At 68.6% G+C, this 16,881-nt stretch carries 15 protein-coding genes and 2 pseudogenes; 12 read left to right on the top strand and 5 right to left on the bottom strand.

Annotated elements, in window-relative coordinates; genetic code table 11:
• Positions 1–1,552: 1,552 nt before the first annotated feature.
• The gene (locus ACZ7MG_RS42785; protein ID WP_471396466.1) at positions 1,553–2,458 is read right to left on the bottom strand and encodes a hypothetical protein; all 906 of its coding nucleotides are present in this window, start codon (positions 2,456–2,458) and stop codon (positions 1,553–1,555) included.
• Between the two features lie 627 nt (positions 2,459–3,085).
• On the opposite strand from ACZ7MG_RS42785, the gene ACZ7MG_RS42780 reads away from it, so the two are divergent.
• The 3 genes from ACZ7MG_RS42780 (at position 3,086) to ACZ7MG_RS42770 (ending at position 6,605) form a co-directional block, all read left to right on the top strand.
• The gene (locus tag ACZ7MG_RS42780) at positions 3,086–4,024 is read left to right on the top strand and encodes a hypothetical protein (protein ID WP_471396464.1); all 939 of its coding nucleotides are present in this window, start codon (positions 3,086–3,088) and stop codon (positions 4,022–4,024) included.
• Positions 4,025–4,514: 490 nt separating this feature from the next.
• Positions 4,515–6,113, top strand: coding sequence for an ISL3 family transposase (locus tag ACZ7MG_RS42775; protein WP_471396462.1), 1,599 nt, complete (start codon positions 4,515–4,517; stop codon positions 6,111–6,113).
• Between the two features lie 54 nt (positions 6,114–6,167).
• Positions 6,168–6,605, top strand: coding sequence for a DUF4259 domain-containing protein (locus ACZ7MG_RS42770; RefSeq protein ID WP_471396460.1), 438 nt, complete (start codon positions 6,168–6,170; stop codon positions 6,603–6,605).
• Between the two features lie 14 nt (positions 6,606–6,619).
• Here ACZ7MG_RS42770 and ACZ7MG_RS42765 read toward each other — a convergent pair whose 3' ends face one another.
• Positions 6,620–7,654, bottom strand: a complete 1,035-nt coding sequence (locus ACZ7MG_RS42765) for an exonuclease domain-containing protein (protein ID WP_471396459.1) — start codon at positions 7,652–7,654, stop codon at positions 6,620–6,622.
• 352 nt (positions 7,655–8,006) lie between these two features.
• Positions 8,007–8,453 carry a hypothetical protein gene (locus tag ACZ7MG_RS42760; protein ID WP_471396456.1) on the bottom strand — a complete coding sequence of 149 codons (447 nt, stop codon included), beginning with the start codon at positions 8,451–8,453 and terminating at the stop codon, positions 8,007–8,009.
• 129 nt (positions 8,454–8,582) lie between these two features.
• On the opposite strand from ACZ7MG_RS42760, the gene ACZ7MG_RS42755 reads away from it, so the two are divergent.
• From ACZ7MG_RS42755 to ACZ7MG_RS42740, 4 genes and pseudogenes are all read left to right on the top strand, one after another.
• Entirely contained in the window at positions 8,583–8,933 is a 351-nt protein-coding gene (locus ACZ7MG_RS42755) for a PadR family transcriptional regulator (RefSeq protein WP_471396455.1), read from the top strand.
• A gap of 1 nt (position 8,934) precedes the next feature.
• Complete coding sequence (locus tag ACZ7MG_RS42750; RefSeq protein WP_471396452.1) at positions 8,935–9,546, top strand: hypothetical protein; 612 nt, start codon at positions 8,935–8,937, stop codon at positions 9,544–9,546.
• A gap of 445 nt (positions 9,547–9,991) precedes the next feature.
• On the top strand, positions 9,992–10,438 hold the full coding sequence (locus ACZ7MG_RS42745; RefSeq protein WP_471396449.1) for a hypothetical protein: 447 nt from the start codon (positions 9,992–9,994) through the stop codon (positions 10,436–10,438).
• A 269-nt stretch (positions 10,439–10,707) separates the two neighbouring features.
• Positions 10,708–11,309: pseudogene (locus tag ACZ7MG_RS42740) on the top strand (IS5 family transposase); the annotation flags it as partial.
• Between the two features lie 541 nt (positions 11,310–11,850).
• Here ACZ7MG_RS42740 and ACZ7MG_RS42735 read toward each other — a convergent pair.
• Positions 11,851–12,246, bottom strand: a complete 396-nt coding sequence (locus tag ACZ7MG_RS42735; RefSeq protein ID WP_471396448.1) for a hypothetical protein — start codon at positions 12,244–12,246, stop codon at positions 11,851–11,853.
• A gap of 315 nt (positions 12,247–12,561) precedes the next feature.
• Between ACZ7MG_RS42735 and ACZ7MG_RS42730 the strand changes: the two genes are divergently transcribed.
• Together ACZ7MG_RS42730 and ACZ7MG_RS42725 are read left to right on the top strand one after the other, a co-directional pair.
• Positions 12,562–13,044, top strand: coding sequence for a peptidoglycan-binding domain-containing protein (locus ACZ7MG_RS42730; RefSeq protein ID WP_471396446.1), 483 nt, complete (start codon positions 12,562–12,564; stop codon positions 13,042–13,044).
• Positions 13,045–13,173: 129 nt separating this feature from the next.
• Entirely contained in the window at positions 13,174–13,920 is a 747-nt protein-coding gene (locus ACZ7MG_RS42725; RefSeq protein ID WP_471396444.1) for a peptidoglycan recognition protein family protein, read from the top strand.
• A gap of 115 nt (positions 13,921–14,035) precedes the next feature.
• On the opposite strand, the gene ACZ7MG_RS42720 is transcribed toward ACZ7MG_RS42725, so the two are convergent.
• A complete protein-coding gene (locus ACZ7MG_RS42720) occupies positions 14,036–14,329 on the bottom strand; it encodes a hypothetical protein (RefSeq protein WP_471396443.1) in 294 nt (97 codons plus the stop codon).
• Positions 14,330–14,334: 5 nt separating this feature from the next.
• On the opposite strand from ACZ7MG_RS42720, the gene ACZ7MG_RS42715 reads away from it, so the two are divergent.
• From ACZ7MG_RS42715 to ACZ7MG_RS42705, 3 genes and pseudogenes are all read left to right on the top strand, one after another.
• A protein-coding gene (locus tag ACZ7MG_RS42715; RefSeq protein ID WP_471396441.1) for an IS5 family transposase occupies positions 14,335–15,143 on the top strand; the annotation gives its coding sequence in 2 pieces (ribosomal slippage) (positions 14,335–15,055 and positions 15,055–15,143; 810 coding nt in all).
• A 72-nt stretch (positions 15,144–15,215) separates the two neighbouring features.
• Complete coding sequence (locus tag ACZ7MG_RS42710; RefSeq protein WP_471396439.1) at positions 15,216–15,530, top strand: hypothetical protein; 315 nt, start codon at positions 15,216–15,218, stop codon at positions 15,528–15,530.
• A gap of 83 nt (positions 15,531–15,613) precedes the next feature.
• Positions 15,614–16,659 (top strand): annotated as a pseudogene (locus ACZ7MG_RS42705) (helix-turn-helix domain-containing protein).
• Positions 16,660–16,881 lie beyond the last annotated feature (222 nt).

Below are 16,881 nucleotides of genomic sequence, written 5' to 3'. Positions count from 1 at the left end.
AGGACCCTAGACAAGTCCCATCGTTGCAGGTCAGGAGCACTCTCCGCTTATTTGATCAAGCCTCGGACACCCCACCCCGTGAAAGCGCGAGGTTAGGCGGTCTTTTGAAGAACAGCAGGGAGATCCAGAGAATCCCGGAGGCGTACAGCCATGCGCAGCAGGGCCCGTCCGGTGTCGATATCCGGTACGACCTCGTCCATCCCATTCCCCTGCCACGCTGGACATCGGCGTCCGCGCCCGCGGCGATCGCCGCCGACGCGTCCAGCTTGCTCACCGGCGTGCAGAACAGCAGGTGCCGGGTGGCCAGGGCATGCCGGCCGGCGTGCACGCGCCGGGGCCGGGAGACCCGACGCCGCCCGGCGACGTCGCAGGAGCGACCGACTCACGCAAACCCCCGCTGTATTCGCCCTGGTGCTTCCGGCCGCACGTACCGGGTGTGTGCAGCCCAACGTACCGGCAAGGCAAAGCGCCCTATCCCCGTCCTCGGCCGACGATGAGACACGGCGCTCAGGGCTCGTGACGCTCCGGGCTTAGCGGGGATCGCGTCGGCGACGGTCGTCAGCGCCACCAACGCGAGGAGAGCGACGGCGTGGGGGATACGTGACTCCCGGCGGTCCACACACTGAACGGCACGCGGTCGGCACGTCCAACCGAACGGAGTTGAGGATGCTCACAGCCTCGAAGCGGGAGGTCGTGGTGCCGTATCCGAGCTGTCCTTCGCCTCTGCGCCCCGGGTGAAGACATCTTCGGCAGTCACCGCGACGCCGCGCCGGGCTCCGGCCGCGACCTGCTGGACGCTTTCGAGGTGTGGGATCTAGACGGGCGCGGCGCGGTTCGTGGAACCGACGCTCTCGCCGAACACCTCATCGCCTTTAGGCCGTCTCTGCGGACGTTGTACGGGCGGTGGAGAAGATGGTCGGGAACCCGATGCCGCAACTCCTGCGGCGGCGCGCGGAGGATCGGTTCGGCCGTGGCGGGATCGTCGACGCCGATGACGATGCGGCCGGTGCCGTCGAGGTTGACCTCGCGCAGGACGGTGAGTGTCGTGGTCGTGGATGCGAAGGTTCACCCCCCGCTCGGCCGCTTCGCAGGGGGCCTTGTCGAAGGCGGCGGAGGGATGCGGGGCAGGTACGCGATCGCCGTGTCCTCGTTGACGACCAGTCCAGCGTAGGCGTCGGCGTGGCGACCGGTCACCGGCTTCTCCAGGCGGGTGAGGGTCCGCTCCAGCGGGGTCTCGTCCGCGGTGTCGGCCCCGGCGCGTCCGGTGAAGCTGCCCTCCGGGCGGTGCCGTGGCAGGTTGTCATGGCGGCCGGTACGGCTGCCACGGTCTGAGCGCCGGCCGTCGAGCCCTGGAGTCCGCCGAGAGGCTGGACCGCGACCGCCAGGGCCGCCATTGTGCCGGGCCTGGCGGGTGTTCGCTCGGCCGTGCGTTCCTCCGGTTCTTCGCCCAGGTGCGGTCGCCCGGGTGGGCGGGACCGCGATCGCTACTGAGACGCCGGAGGAGGGCCCGGTGTTCGGCCCGTGGCCCGGAGATTACACGCCTTCGCCGTTCTCACGCCTTCCGTCGCCTTCCAAGGGTCGTGCGGGGATTGCGCTTCCTGAGCCTCGCCCCTCTGCGTGGGCCGCGGGCGGCCGACGTCAGGCGCCAGTAACCGTACGGGTTGTGGAAGAAGTCGTCGTCCTCGAACCGTTCGCACTCCACACGGTTCATGATCCAGCGCGGGGCGTCCTGAGCGATGCGGAAGCCCTCGCCGTTCTGGACTCCGTGCTCCGGCTGTTCCGTCAGCAGGTAGTACGACGCGATCTCCATGGTGGTGATCCAGTCGAGCAGCAGCTCCGGCTCGGGCACCGCAGTGGTTCCGGGGGCCAGCTCCACGTCGGCCTCGCCCAGGAGGTGCATGCCGCAGCTGTAGTAGACCTCCCCGTCGTGGATCACCGGCACGACCCACGCCCGGACGAGGGCGCCGGCCAGGTCGTCTGCAGTCTCGGCGGCCGCCGCCTCGCTCGCCAGGGCCAGCCACCGTTTCCGACCGCAGGCCACCCCGCTGGACTCGTTCTTCACCGCGGTGGCCCCGTTGGCCAGCAGTGCCGCGGTGACGGCCAGCGCCCGGCGGGACACGTCGAGACCGGTGGCCTGGGAGACCGGCGGGGACAGGATGTAGGCGACCGAGTCGTGCGCAGCCACCGCGGCCCAGTCGTTCTCGCCGAACGCGTCGTCGCCGGTGGCCCGGCGGGAGGCCACCGCCACGTCGAACGCCTCACGCATCCGGGGGTCCGGCTCCCGCTGCAGCTCGTCGAGTTCGAAGTCCCCGCCGCCGGCCTCCTCGACCACGCGGCTGAGGACGTCGGGATCCAGGCCCACGCCGACCGCGCACAGCACGTGCCTCGGCGTCACACCGGACGCCGGGACCACGAAACGCGTACCCTCGATGACGTGTCCTTGCCACACCTTGTTCATCCGCACAGCATCGCAGGTGCGCGCACGGGGTAGGATCCCTGGGGCATCAACACGCTTGCCCGCCAGGCCCGTTCGCACCTCTCCTCGCACCCCGGGGGAACCGGGGCGCGAGGAGACGGCCGGTCGCACCGGGCAGGGCGGGCGGCTCAGTAGCCGACCCGGAACGTCGCGTCCGCCCTCTCCGTCGCCATGGGGCCGGTAGAGCGTGACGTCGAGCCGTCATACCGGCCAGTGCGACTCGATTCTGTGACGGCTGGGCGTCACGCTCGCCGCCTCGCTCGACGGCGCCACGCTCTCGACCGGCAGCGGCCGGAGCAGTACACCGCGTCCTGGCGGCGGTGGCCGCACCAGCAGTCCTTCGGTTCGGCCAGTTCCACGCGCCCCACGGCGATCCGTTCCAGCAGCCGATCTACTCCCTACCACCAACGACCAGCCCAAGTACCCCCCGTACATGCACGCTCCGCCGGGTATCCGACGAGAGCCTGGTCCGTCACCACGGGGGAAGCGACGGGCCAGGTCGGTGCTTGAAGGTGCCGAATCCCGCTGCCAACACGTGCCAGCACCGGGAGACGTCCGCCTCTCCCGACGTGAGTTCAGCGCCGCGAGGGCCCCTCTAGAGTTCCGTGCATGGGTTTCGACACAAGCTTTCACCCCGTTGACCTGCCGCTGATCGAGGGCCGGCTTCTTCCGTTCCTCGCCGGCTGGGGCGCGGACGACGGTATCGACGATCTGGTCGCCCGGGCAGTCGAGATCCGCAAGGTCCGCTTTCGCGCCAAAGCCTGGGCACTGAGGGTTCAGGACTACGCCCTCGACCACGACGAGGTCCCGTTCGAGGCGCAGCTGCACGTGTGGGGGCGGCCCTTCTTCATCGTCGGAGAACAGCCCGAGCACGTCGCGGAGGACGTCCAGCGCTACCTCGCCGCGACATCCGCGGACGTGGATGCCCTGGCGGCGCAAATGCTGCACCGGCTCGACCCTGCGCTGCCCGGCCGGATCAAGCCCGACGCGGACGGGATCCTGCCCAGCGACGAGGCGATCGTCCGGGAGCTGACCACACCGCTGCAGATGCTGCGCGGTGCCGCGCTCGCTCTGCGGGCCGGCCGCACTCACATCCGCCGGCCAGCCGACGGCAGGGACTTCGACGCCGCCCTGCTCCTGACGCGCGAGGTGCCCTACTGCGTGATGGAGTTCGCCGCCGCCCTGCTGCCGGGATGGATGTCCAGGGGCTACACCTGGCCCACCCGCCTGTGCGCGGACGCCGGCATCTTCGCGGAAGGCTTCACCGCACCAACGGCGCTGACCGGTGTGCTGCGCGAGGAGTTCCCCGGGCTCACGTGGCCGCATCCGCCCGCCACCATCACGAACAACTACACGATCGGAGGCCTGGTGCCCGCGGCCGACGTCGCCGGCACGCGCACGCATCTGAGGAGTCATCGCCACGAGTTGCAGTGCGACGCACTCGACGCACAGAAGATCGACGAGGCCATGGGCCTGGCAGAACACCTCGGTCTCGCCTTCTGCGAGGCCACCGACCTGTACAGCGGCATGCAGGGAAGCCTCAACTGACCACAGCCGCCACACGGACACCGCGGCATCAAGTCCCCGGCCCGGCCGCCCACTACGCCCCCGGCAGGTCGCGGTAGCCACCCGAAGACCCTCCACAGCCCACCACGAACACGATGCCCGCACACCGCCCGTTCAGGACGGCCAGATCACTGCACCGTCCCGCACCACCAGCGGCTCGGGCTGACGCACTTCACAAAACCGGGTCCATCCCAGGACGATGCTGCCGTCTGCACCCCGGTGAGAATCACCGGCCCTGGCAGCGAGCCAGCCGAGGAGATCACCAGTGCGCTCGAAGTCGTCGGGATGGATCTCCTGCCGACTGGTCAGCGCCCACATCCCAGCCCGGCTGTCCCGCCTGCGAAGAAGAACCGGCTCTGGTCCACTTCGTGTGGTCACGTACGCAGCGTGACTGTCGATCTTCTCGTGAGGCTGGCTGAGATAGCCCGAAAATCGCCCGGCCGGTGCGCGGTGTGGCCGACAGTGCTGCGCCGTGAACGAAGTACGGCGGCAACTCGACGAGTTGCTGTTCTCCTCGCTGGAGAACGTGTTGGTGGAGTCGGTCGAGGTGACCGACACGCTCCTCCGGGTCGAGGCCATGAGCACTGCCCGGCAGGCGACCTGTCCGGGCTGCGAGTGCCCCTCAGTGCGAATACACGGCTCCTATCTGCGGTTTCCCCATGATCTGCCAACTGCGGGCAAGTCCGTCGTGGTGGCATTGCGGGTGCGCCGGTTCGTCTGTGCGGAAGCCTCCTGTCCGCGCAAGACTTTCGCCGAGCAGGTGCCGGGACTGACCCGGCGGTTCGGCCGACGGACGGAACGGCTGCGATCGACGCTCATCTCGGTCGGCCTCGCGCTCGCGGGCCGAGCCGGGGCTCGCATGACGGACATGTTCGGGGCACCGGTCAGCCGGAACACCCTGCTGAGGCTGATCGCCTCGCTCCCGGATCCGCCCACTGCCACACCCCGCGTGGTCGGCGTGGACGAATACGCCCAGCGCAAAGGACGGATCTACGGAACTGTGCTCGTCGACGTCGAAACACGTCGTCCGATCGACCTCCTGCCCGACCAGGAAGCGGACACGCTCGCGGCCTGGCTCGCCGAACGACCCGGCATCGAGATCGTCTGCCGTGATCGCGCACCCTTCTTCGCCGACGGTGCCACCCGCGGCGCCCCGCAGGCCCTCCAAATTGCCGACCGGTGGCATCTCTGGCACAACCTGGGCGAAGCCGCCGAGAAGTGCGTCTACCGGCACCGCGGGTGCTTGCGCCCCGCGCCGGAACAGCCGGAGGAACCCCGGGAGGAGGCGGAGTCGGCTGTTTCGTCGCCCTGGCCGACGGGGCACCGGTTCGCCGAGCGTACCCGCGCCAAGCACGCCACCATCCACGCGCTCCTCGCCGCCGGTCACAGCAAGCGGTCCGTCGCCCGGCAGCTCCGGATGACGCTCAACACGATCCTGCGCTTCTCCCGCGCCACCACCCCGGAGGAGATGTTCACCGGCCAGTGGCAAAACCGTGCGACCAGACTCGATGACTTCAAGCCCTACCTCGATCAGCGCTGGCAGGAAGGCTGCACCAACGCCTGGAAACTATGGGAGGAGATCAAGGAACAGGGCTATCCCTGCGGTTACGCCGGCGTCCGCGCCTACGTCAGCAGGAACCTTCGCGGCAAACCCCACCCCATCGGCCCTCGCCCGCCGTCGGCCCGCGCCGTCACCCGCTGGATCCTCACCCACCCCGACGCGCTGCCCGAAGGCGACCGGATTCAGCTCAAGGCCGTCCTGGCCAACTGCCCTGAACTGACCGCACTTGTCGATTACGTGCGCTCATTCGCCCACATGGTCACCGAGCTGCAAGGCGACCTGCTGTCGGAGTGGATCGCATCCGCCCGAGCCACCCCCGACCTGCCAAGCCTCAGCCGATTCGCCCAGCACCTCGAACGCGACCTCGACGCGGTCACCGCTGGCCTGACCCTGCCATGGAGCTCAGGGGTCGTCGAAGGCCACGTCAACAGGATCAAGATGCTCAAGCGGCAGATGTACGGTCGCGCTGGCTTCAGGCTCCTGCGCAAGCGGGTACTGCTTGCCCCCTGACCGCCCTGTCGGCGGCCAATGCGACGATCTCTCGACGGCCAAGCAAGGAGAGAAATGGGCACCTGGGACATCGGCCCCTTCGATAACGACACAGCCGCCGACTTCGGAGGTGACCTGGACGAGGCAGCACTGGAGGAACGCGAAGCCATGATCCGCAGCGCGCTCAAACGCGCCGCTGACCCTGCGGACTTCCTGGATACCTCCGACGGTGAGCGAGCAGTCGCCGCGGCCGCCCTGGTCGCTGCTCAGTACCCCGATGGCGAACCGACATGCTCGAGCTACGGTCCGTCAGAGCCTCTGCCAGAGTTGCCCGCAGACCTTCGACCGCTCGCCGTCGACGCTCTGAACCAAGTGGCCTCCGAGCGGTCTGAACTCGCCGAACTTTGGGACGACGCTGCGAACGGCTCGAAGTGGCGCCACGACATCACCCGCCTTCGCGACGTCCTTGACCCTCCGGTCCCTCCACAAGAGGAAGCCCTCTTCGACAACTAAGCGATCACTCACAGTCACGGCTCACAGAAGTTGGACCAGAGGCGCGACTCACCGACAGAGCCATCTCCCAGCAGACGGGCGACTTGTGTCTGTTCCCACGGGACCGGCTCTCGTTCAGCGGCGCTCGCCCCGTCGGCGAGTTCCCGCAGCAGCCGCCACGCGTCGGAGTCCGGGCAGACGTCGGCCACGAGCTCGCGTAACTCATGGCGTCGGCCGGCGAACTCTGCGGCGGCCTGTTCCAGAACCCGGACGAGCAGGACCGCGTCACCGTCCGCGGTATGGGCACGCAGGTCGTTCTTGGTTACACCGATCTCCCGCGCCAGGTCCTGGAGGCGATGGGACGGGGCGGTGGGCCACAGAGCATGGGCGAGGTAGAGAACGTCGACGGTGCGTACGGCGTGGAGGGGATCGCTGACGCATAACTCCTTCGCCGCCTCGGTGACGACGGGAAAGTCCAGTCCCGTGCCGTTGTAGGCGACGACGACGTCGGCGTCCTCCAAGAAGGCACTCAGCTCGGTCCAGGCCTGCGGGGCGGGGACCCCGCGCTCCAGCACGGCGTTCCGTACGGCGCCGCTACGCAACTTGCCGCTGTCCCCGTGGAATCTGAGGTACTGCCGCCAGCGAGGCGCTGCGGCAACCCATTCCGCGTCGGCGCCCAGCCTGACGGCTGCCGCTTCGTATACGTGACGCTCCACGTAGGGGGCCTTCGCGGTGGTGTGCACCACGCTCTCGACATCGATCACCACCGCCCGCAGCACTGCCCTCCCGGATGGCGACGCGCGATCGATCGGCTGGGTGTCCCCTGCCGCCGGCTCGTCACGATCCTGTCGTTCCACTGCGGCGGGTGACATGAGACGACCGTCCGAGACGATCAGCAGTCCTCCGTCGACCGCCTCGGCGACCAGTTTGACCAACCGTTGCTCCGGCAGCCTGCTGAACTGCCGAGTCGCCTCCGCCACGAGGTCCCGCTCCGGGATTCCGGACGGGAGACCACGGACCAGGTCCGCGATCTTCCGTGCCGCGGCAGAGACCACATGCTCGTCAGCCATGAAACTCCCCCCACGCACGGCGTCCGGCCGAGACCTGACCACCGCATCGCCTCCGACGGCCCCTCCCCAGGCGGCCAAGGCACGCGTCAGCAGCTTCAGTCATGACATTTGCACCAACAGCATGAAAAATTCTCCGCCGCGCTGGACGGGCGAACCGGCGTGCTTCGCCGCACGGCATGACTCTGGCAGTGATCCCGACGGGTCCATCTCGCATCCGCCGTCAATCCCGATCGGGATCACCTGGGGTCATGAGGGTGGGACTCGGGGGCGTTCGTTCCGCGGAACTGGAGCTCGACCGTGTTCTCCGATTCCCGGCGGGCATCGAAGAGCAGTCGGGCGTCCCGGTCCAGGGTTACTTCGACCATGTGGTCGTTGAGGTCTTCCGACAACCGTACTGGAGCTCATCGGCGCGGGCCGCGACCCGGGCAGCTTCGCGCAGCTCGGCTTCGTCGGCGGCGGCGGCCGCGGCGTCGGCGGCGAGCTCCGCCTGGACGACGTCGTCGGTGTCCGGGTCGTAGACGGTGTCCGGGGCCGCGTCGGCGAGCAGCCGCTCGATGCGCTCCCACTCCGCGAGTTCCGCCGGGCCGCGGACGTCGTCGGCCAGGTCCTCGTGCCGGGAAGCCTGCCGGACGTCGAACCGCGCTTCCTCGAGGGCCGCCGCGACGGCGCCGCCGTCCATCCCCTTCGCCGGGCGGCGCGCCAGGGCGTGGTCATCGTCGGCCTCGTATTCGTGGTGCGGATTCGGAGCGGGCCGCCGCCAGAGCGCTGTCGGCGACCCGCCGATACTGTGCCGAGGCACGCTAGTTGTCACCAGCGGGACCGGCTGCGCCGGCGAATGGGGACGGTCGAGGCAGCCTGGTTGTCACGATAAGGAACTCGCAGCTCGGGGGCTATGTCGGTTTTCGCTGGAGGGTCCTACGCTGGCGTCATGAACATTCGGATGACTGCCAACGTCGCCCGTGTGCTGCGGGTGTTCGTTGACGAGCCGGAGGCGCAGCATCACGGCGCCGAACTGCTGAAGCGGCTCCGCATCTCCAGCGGAACGCTGTATCCGGTCCTGGCACGCCTAACGGGCGCCGGATTGCTGACCGTCGAGACCGAGGAGGCTTCGCCCTCCGAACTCGGCCGTCCCGCACGTCGTCTCTACACCATCGACCCGGACCAGCTCGGAGCAGCCCGCATCGCGCTGGCCGAGTTCTCCTCCCAGGTCACTCCCGCGCCCACCGGGCCGGGCCGTGTCTGGGGACGCAAGCCGGGAACCGCAATGGGGGGTGTCTAGCATGGGCGCCGCCATCGACCTCGTGCTCGCCTCTGCCGAAGGCAGTGCCATGTTCCTCGGCGAGGACCTCGTGGGTTGGCGCACCGCCCTGATCGCGGCCGCCGTCGCCGCTGTCGTGTACGAGGCGACCCTTGCGCTGCTGCGCCGTCTGCGGCCGGCCGCCCGCTGGGTGACCATGCAGATCCCCTACCTCGTGCTCCTGATCAGCTGGCTCACCGTCTCCAACCAGGCCTGGCGTGCGATGCACGACGAGATGCGGGGTGCCCTGTGGGACGTCCTGCGCGACCAGGAGCGCTCCCCAGTCGCCAACTGGTTCCACGGCCTGTGGTTCTCACTGTCCTTGGCCCTCGGCGGTGCTGCGCGTACCGCGTGGGAGCTGAAGCACCCGATGGCGTTCACCCGGCTCATCCCGGCGAACGGCTACTACCGCGGGCCCGGGTGGGGACTTCTGCTGGAGTTCTGGCTCTTCATCCCGACGGGGGTGCTCCTGGGCCTCTACATCGAGGGTCCGGTCTGGGTTGCAGTCCTGCTGACCCCGTTCGTCGCGGTGTTCTCGTGGGTCCCGGTCATCGGCTACATGTGGCAGGGCATCCGTAAGCCGCGCCGCGACTGACAAGCCACCGGGTCAGGACGTATACATGCACTGACTCCGATCCGGTGATCACGGAAAACACGGGCGGGCCCGGACCATGTGGTCCGGGCCCGCCCGTCATGGCAGTCCAACAGCTCGAACTCCAGGTGCCTCACGCCGGTGAAGCGGGCCTCGTCCAGGGGAGCTGGAGCGGCCGCCGTCCGGGAAGTACCCCTCCTTGAGCGCCTCGGCGGCGCTCGGCTGGAGCCAATCGTCGAGCGGCGTCTGCGACGTACGGATCGTCCCCGCTCAGCCCTGAGCCTGCGGCCCGCGGCCGGATTCGGCAGCCCTTCTGTCACCAGAAGCGGAGATCGACAGCCTCTGGCTCCCCGAGACGACACTTCACCACAACCGCGTCCTGCTCCTGTGCGTCCTACTCCTGAGCGCCGGTAGAAGTCGGCTACCCCTGGGGATCGGGACGCGAATCATGCAGAAGTACGCGATCGTCCAGCACATCACACGGTTCTTCTGGCCTCCGCGTGGTGCAAGACGGCAGCCGCCCACGTTCGCACGGCAACTGGTGGGGTTGTGGCTGTTCGCGCTTGCCTTCGGGGCCGGGCTCACCGCGATCGGCTGGAACGCCGAGTTCGGCATGGCACTGCTGCTCATCTTTTATGGCGACATCATCGACGGGGTGCGGTACCGCTGGACGGCCATACTGGCCGCGCTGACAGTCCTGTCGGCTGCCAGCCGACTCACAGAAGCCGTCCTGCCCGGCCCCCTCGACGATGCCTGGGCACAGAGCGTTGGCTCCGCTGTCGGTGTCACGCTCGGATTGGCAGTGAGCGCCGCGATCACACGGCTTCCGGAACGCCGACCACATCGGCCCGCCGGGGGACACGACTCCGGGCTCAGCGGTCAGGACTCTCCGTAGAGGAAGAATGGCCGCCAACCTCGGTGACAACAAGCCCGCCTTTGTGACACCTATCGCGCTTCAGCTCACGAACAGGTGTGCTGAGGCACGACAGTTGTCACCAGCAGCGCGGAAAGCACGCCAGTTGTCACCGGCTCCAGTACTCGCGCTCTTCCTGCCGCACCGTCACGACCTGAGCCGTCACATGCTGCCCGCCCCTGCTGCGCGCCCGTCGCGGCGCTCCGACTGCGCGGTGTCCTGAGACAGGGTATCCGCGGAAAGGGAGCCTGATCACGTGGGATGTCAGTGTGGACTCCACCATTGCCCGCGCTCATCAGCACGCCGCCGGAGCGCGTAAAAAAAGGGGCCTCCAAAAGGAGCCTCCCGGTGGCGTCGACACCGAGCCCGAAGACCACGGCCTCGGGCGCTCGCGCGGCGGGCTGACCTCCAAGGTGCACTGGCGGTCGAGCAGGGGCAGAAGCCGCTGTCCCTGCTGGTGACCGCTGGCCAGCGGCACGACAGTCCCCAGTTCCAGCCGGTCCTCGACGGCATCCGGGTGCCTCGAACCGGACCGGGCCGACCTCGCAGAAAGCCGGACGGGGTCCGCGCAGACAAGGCGTACGGCTCCCATGCGAACCGCGCCTACCTGCGCCGACGCGGCGTGAAGTGCACTGTCCCGGAGAAGGCGGACCAGATCCGCAACCGCCAGAAGCTCGGCTCCCGAGGCGGCCGCCCGCCCAGGTTCGACAAGGACGACTACAAGCAGCGGCACGCGGTCGAATGTGGGATCAACCGGCTCAAGCGCCACCGCGCGGTCGCCACGAGGTACGACAAGCTTGCTGTCCGCTATCACGCGACGGTGCTGGTCGCGGCCATCAACGAGTGGCTATGACCAGCACTTTCGCAGCATGCCCTATCCGCCTTGCACGATCCGACCCTTCGGAGTTCCGTAGTACCAATGATGCTCAGCCGGAGCGGGAGGGAGCGTGCCAGCAGCCAGATCGACCAGAGCCTCCGTCAGCTCGCCAAGCGGAGCGGCGTTGCTGTGTTCCGCACCGCGCAGGTAACTGGTCGCACTCTCCTCCGGATCGGGCCAGGTCGAGACTTCGTCTCGGCTCACGCCGCCGCGGGGCCTCGATCCGGTGAGCCGCCTCCACAACGCACTTCAGGAGTACATGTCGCTGTTCAACGCTGAAGTCGTCCAGCAGGACGGCGAAACTACTGCCCACCAACGCATGAGTCCGCAAATCCTGTTCCAACTCCGGCCACCACGAATGCCGCAGGTCCGCCGGCGTCTCCGCCCCAACTCGCGCGGCTTCGATGAAAAGAACCCCGAGCGCCACGTCATAAGCCCAGAACATCGCGTCACCGGAGATCACCGGCACTGTCTTGCTCAACCGCATCCCTCCGCAGCTGATCGACTCCAGCACCAATCATGGCCCATCGGCTCGGGTACTTGCCCCGTTTGGCCGATCGCGCGTTTGAACGGTGACCAGCACTTTCACAACAGGCTGACCGCGGGTTTCCGTATCGGCTAATCGCCGGGTCCAGGAGGGAACGCTTCTCACTCTGGCCAGCATTGCGATTTTCAGGCCCTCGGCCGCCGCGCCGGGGGTGAGGAAGTCGGGGATGTAGCTGCCGCGAGGGTAGAGCGGCAGCAGTACCTCACGGACGGCTGCGGTCAGTCCCTTCTCGCGCAGGGCCTGGCGTGTGGTGCGGTGCCACTGCTCGTAGGGCCGCAGGTTCCGTCGGCCCTGGAGCCGGTGCAGGCTGAAGTTGGCCGTGACGTTGTTCGTCGGCCCCACCCGGATCCCACGCTGATCAGGCATGGCTCTTGGACGGGACCAACTCAAGCCCTCTCTGATCTTCACGAAGTGGGACCGCTTCGGCTGGTCATCGTGGGGCCGCTGAAGAACGTCCGAGCCACTGAAGTAGGTCTCCCAGAGTGGATCGGGTCTGGACGCGACTTGAACACGTGCTAAATCGGCATCCGTGAAATGGATGCGGAGCATTGGATTCCTCTCGTCTGCCTCGTCTTTTGCGCTGGCGCGTAAAAGTCTGTAAAGGAGCACAGGAGGCTGGCAAGGTCGTCTCGAATCCCGGTGCAGCACTGGGCGGTCTACGAGACGAAGAGGATTTTCCGGATGCGATCGAAGATCATGAAGCGGGCGTGTGTCACCGCCGCGACCGTCGCCGCGCTCACCGCCGGCGGCCTGGCCGGCGCGGGCACCAGCTTCGCGGCCCCCGCCTCGTCCTCGGTGCCCGCGGCGGCGCCGGCGGCGAGCGCGGAGGCCATCGGCGTGCTCGCCGTGAACAACCTGGGGCTGGACACCGCCCACGCCAAGAGCTGGCAGTGCCTGCTGCGCGACCGGGCGATCACCTTTGGTTTCCCCGGCCCGGGGACCATCGACGGCCAGCTGGGTACCAACAGCTGGAAGGCGGCGCAGAACTTGTTCAAAACCCTGGGCTACTACAGCGACTCCATCGACGGGATCGTCGGCCCCAACACGATCAAGGGTCTGCAGCAGTACCTCAACCTGCACGGCGCCAGCCTCACCGTCGACGGGATCGCCGGACCCGCCACCAAGTCCGCGTTCTGGAACTTCGCCGGCACCCACCGCTGCTGACCTGGTCTCGCCTGCGACCGCACACACGCGCACCGCTGCCCGTCCTCCCCTCAGGGAGGACGGGCAGCGGCCCGTACGGCGACACACGACCGCCTTTCCCCTACGAGAACGCACAGGGAGACACACCCCATGGACCTCCCGGGCCGCCAAGACCTACGGGGCACCAGACGCCCCGCATCCCACTCCCCGCTGCCGCGCCGGACGTTCCTTGGCGCGCTGGGCGCCGCGGCCGTACTGGGCACGACAGCCCTCCCGGCCTCGGCCGCCACCTACCCGCTGCTCACCCGCGCCCAGTGGGGAGCCGACGAAGCCCTGCGCCACACCGCCACCGGCACCGAGCGCTGGCCCCCCGCCTATTACCCGGTCCAGACCCTGACGGTCCACCACACCGCGGACGGCGGCGACAGCCTGGCGGCGGCCGCCCGGGTGCGCGCGATCTACCGCGCCGACGCCGCGGAGTACGGCGACCTCGGTTACCACTACCTGATCGACGCGGCCGGTCAGGTGTACGAGGGACGCTGGTCGGGCACCGACGGAACGCCCGCGCACGACGCGGCGGGCCGCCTGGTCACCGCCGCCCACATCGGGGAGTACAACTCCGGGAACGTCGGCATCGCCCTACTGGGCACCTTCACCGCACAGTCCGCAACCCCGGAAGCACGCGTCTCGTTGGCCCGACTGCTGGCCGAACTCGCGGGCCGTCACGGGGTGGACCCGCTGGCCGACGTGGTCTACCGCAATCCCGTCAGCAATGTGGTGCGCACCGTGCCGGCCATCGGCGGGCACCGCGACTGGGCGAGCACCGAATGCCCAGGCACGCTCTACACGGACCTGCCCTACATCCGCCGGGAGGTCGCCGAACTCCTCGCCGGCTGAGACGTGCCGCGATGCCGGGCATCTTCTTGCCGCGCCCGGCGAGGTGCGGCGGTCCCCTTCTACGGGGCGGCGAGTCTGTCGGCGGGCGGGCTGGCGGGGGATCTGGTGGTGCTGTTCAGGCGGTCGGCGACGTCGAAGGGGGTGGGCCGGATGCCGGTGGCGGGATGGTAGACGAGTCCGTAGGTGCGCGCGCGAAGCGGTTGGCCGGTGCGGTGCCGGTGGCGGTGTGTTCCAGGAACAGGGCGTGGGTGAGGGAGGCGACCTGCGGCGCATCGAGGTCCAGGAGCCGACGGCGGGTAGCAGGGTCGAACCGTGCGTGGTGGACCGCCTGGTCCACGCCCTGGGCGGGCGGGATCTGCGAGGCGGCCAGGGTCTGTTGCGAAAGTGGATCTTGTTCGATGATGATCATGTCCTGTGGGACGTGGGGATCTGACGAACGGCCAGTGGGCCCGGCTGGAGCCGTTGTTGCCGCGGGGCATCAGGTCGGGTCGGCCGCGGGTGTGGACGCGGCGGCAGGTGATGGACGGCATACGGTGGCGGACCCGGACCGGTGCTCCCTGGCGGGGCGTGCCCGAACGTTACGGGCCGTGGGACCGGGTCTATGACCTGTTCCGGCGCTGGCAGCGGGACGGCACCTGGGCAAGGATCCTCACCCGGCTCCAGGCCGAGGCGGACGCGAAGGGCCTGATCACCTGGGATGTGAACGTCGACTCCACCGTCTGCCGGGCCACCCTGCACGCCGCCGGAGCGGCGAAAAGAGGGACCTGCAGGGGGCAAAAGCCCTTGTCGGTCGTGATCACGGCTGGGCAGCGGGGCGACTCCCCGCAGTTCGAGCCGGTTTTGGAGGCCGTCCGGGTTCCGAGGCTGGGGCTGGGCAGGCCGCGCAAGCGCCCGGACCGGATGCGGGCCGACACGGCGTACGACTCCCGCGGCAATCGCTCCTACCTGCGCAGACGCGGGATCAAGGCCACCATCCCGGTTCCGGCGGGCCGGGTCCGCAACCGCCTCAAACTGGGATCGCATGTCGGGGGGCCGCCCGAGTTCGACAAGGACGACTACAAGCAGCGGCATGCGGTCGAGTGCGGGATCAACTGGCTCAAGCACCACCGGGCCGTTGCCACCCGGTACGACAACTCGCCGTCCGCTACGAAGCGACCGTGCTGGTCGCAGCCAACAAGGAGTGGCTGCGACCAGCACTTTCACAACAGGCCCTAGTGCTCTGACCGCATAGGTTCGCCGGGTCGGGGACCACGAACTGAACCTGGACGCCGGTGAGTTCCTGGCAAAATCTCCGCATGCCCGAAGAGAAGGTCCGCGCCCTCACGCAGAGGATGGCCGAGCACATGGCCATGCCGTTCCCACCCGGCTTTCGCGGCCTCGACATCGAGAACCAGGACATGGTGATGCTCGACGCGGACACCTATGGCTATGCCCTCGGCGTCGTCAAAGGTCCGCTCAACGAACAGCGCCGCGCGGGCCTGGCGCGGCTGATGACCGTGTTCGAGCGGGTCCTTCCGGCGATCGACGACGAGTACGCGACCAGGTACTACACGCACGTGCGCGACATGGCTGCTCTGGCCGCCGAAATCGAGGCCCAGCGCGACATGTAGTCCTCTGACATGGAACGTTCGGCGCGGCGATGATCGGGACGGTTGGATGTGCGGTGACGTCCGTTCCGATCGCTGGGGGTGTGGTGGCCGAGCCTGTCCGTGTGCGCAGACTGACCGACCAGGAGGGGCAGAAGCTGCAGCAGATCGTGCGCCGGGGCAGCACCAGCACCGTGCGTTACCGGCGGGCGATGATGCTGCTGGCCTCGGCCGGCGGCAACCGGGTCCCGGTGATCGCCCAGCTGGTCCAGGCCGACGAGGACACCGTCCGTGACGTGATCCACCGGTTCAACGAGATCGGCTGGCCTGCCTGGACCCTCAGTGGGCGGGAGGCCGTCCCCGCCTGCTCAAGCCTGACGACGAAGACTTCGTCATCAAGACGGCCACCACCCGCCCCACCGAACTCGGCCAGCCCTTCACCCGCTGGTCCATCCGCAAACTCGCCGCCTACCTGCGCCAAGTCCACGGCCGCGTCATCCGAATAGGCCGCGAGGCGTTACGCAGCCTGCTCGCCCGCCGCGGCGTCACCTTCCAGCGCACAAAGACCTGGAAGGAATCCCCCGACCCGGAACGGGAGGCGAAGCTGGACCGGATCGAGGAGGTCCTTCACCGCTTCCCGGACCGCGTGTTCGCCTTCGACGAGTTCGGCCCGCTCGGGATCCGGCCCACGATGGGCTCGGGCCGGGCCGCCTCCGGCCACCCCGAGCGGCACCCGGCCACCTACCACCGCATCCACGGAGCCCGGTACTTCCACGGCTGCTACTCGCTCGGCGACGACACCCTGCGGGGCGTGAACCGCCGCAGGGAAGGCGCCGGGAACACGCTGGCCGCACTGCATTCGATCCGCCGCTGGGCGCGGAAGTACAAGGTCGAGTTGTGCTTCACGTCGGCCTACGGCTCGTGGGCGAACCCGATCGAGGCCCACTTCGGACCGCTGCGGCAGTTCACCGTCGCCAGCTCGAACTACCCCAACCACACCGTGCAGACGCGGGCCCTGCACGCCTACCTGCGGTGGCGCAACGCCAACGCCCGCCACCGCGACGTCCTGGCCGCCGAACGCAAGGAACGCGCCCGCATCCGCAGCGAGAAAGGCATCCGCTGGGGCGGACGCCCCCTCACCACAGCGGCCTGACCAACCCGGCGAACCAACGCGGTCACAGCACTAGGAACGTGTTTCGTCTCCTTGCCGCTGGTGACGCCGGCATGTCCTGGGAAGAAGCTGCGGAGTCTCCGCGCCGCTGGGGAGTGTGCGGGGAGGATCTGCTACATAAGGCAGTACAAACCTGGAGCGCTCCGAAAGGAGCATCTGCACACATCAGACACACCGACAGCTTTCGGCGTGCCGCATAACCGT

Source organism: Streptomyces sp. NPDC107538 (genome assembly GCF_055657445.1).
Note: the sequence above shows the minus strand (reverse complement) of the source record. Positions and strands in the feature narration are given on the sequence as shown.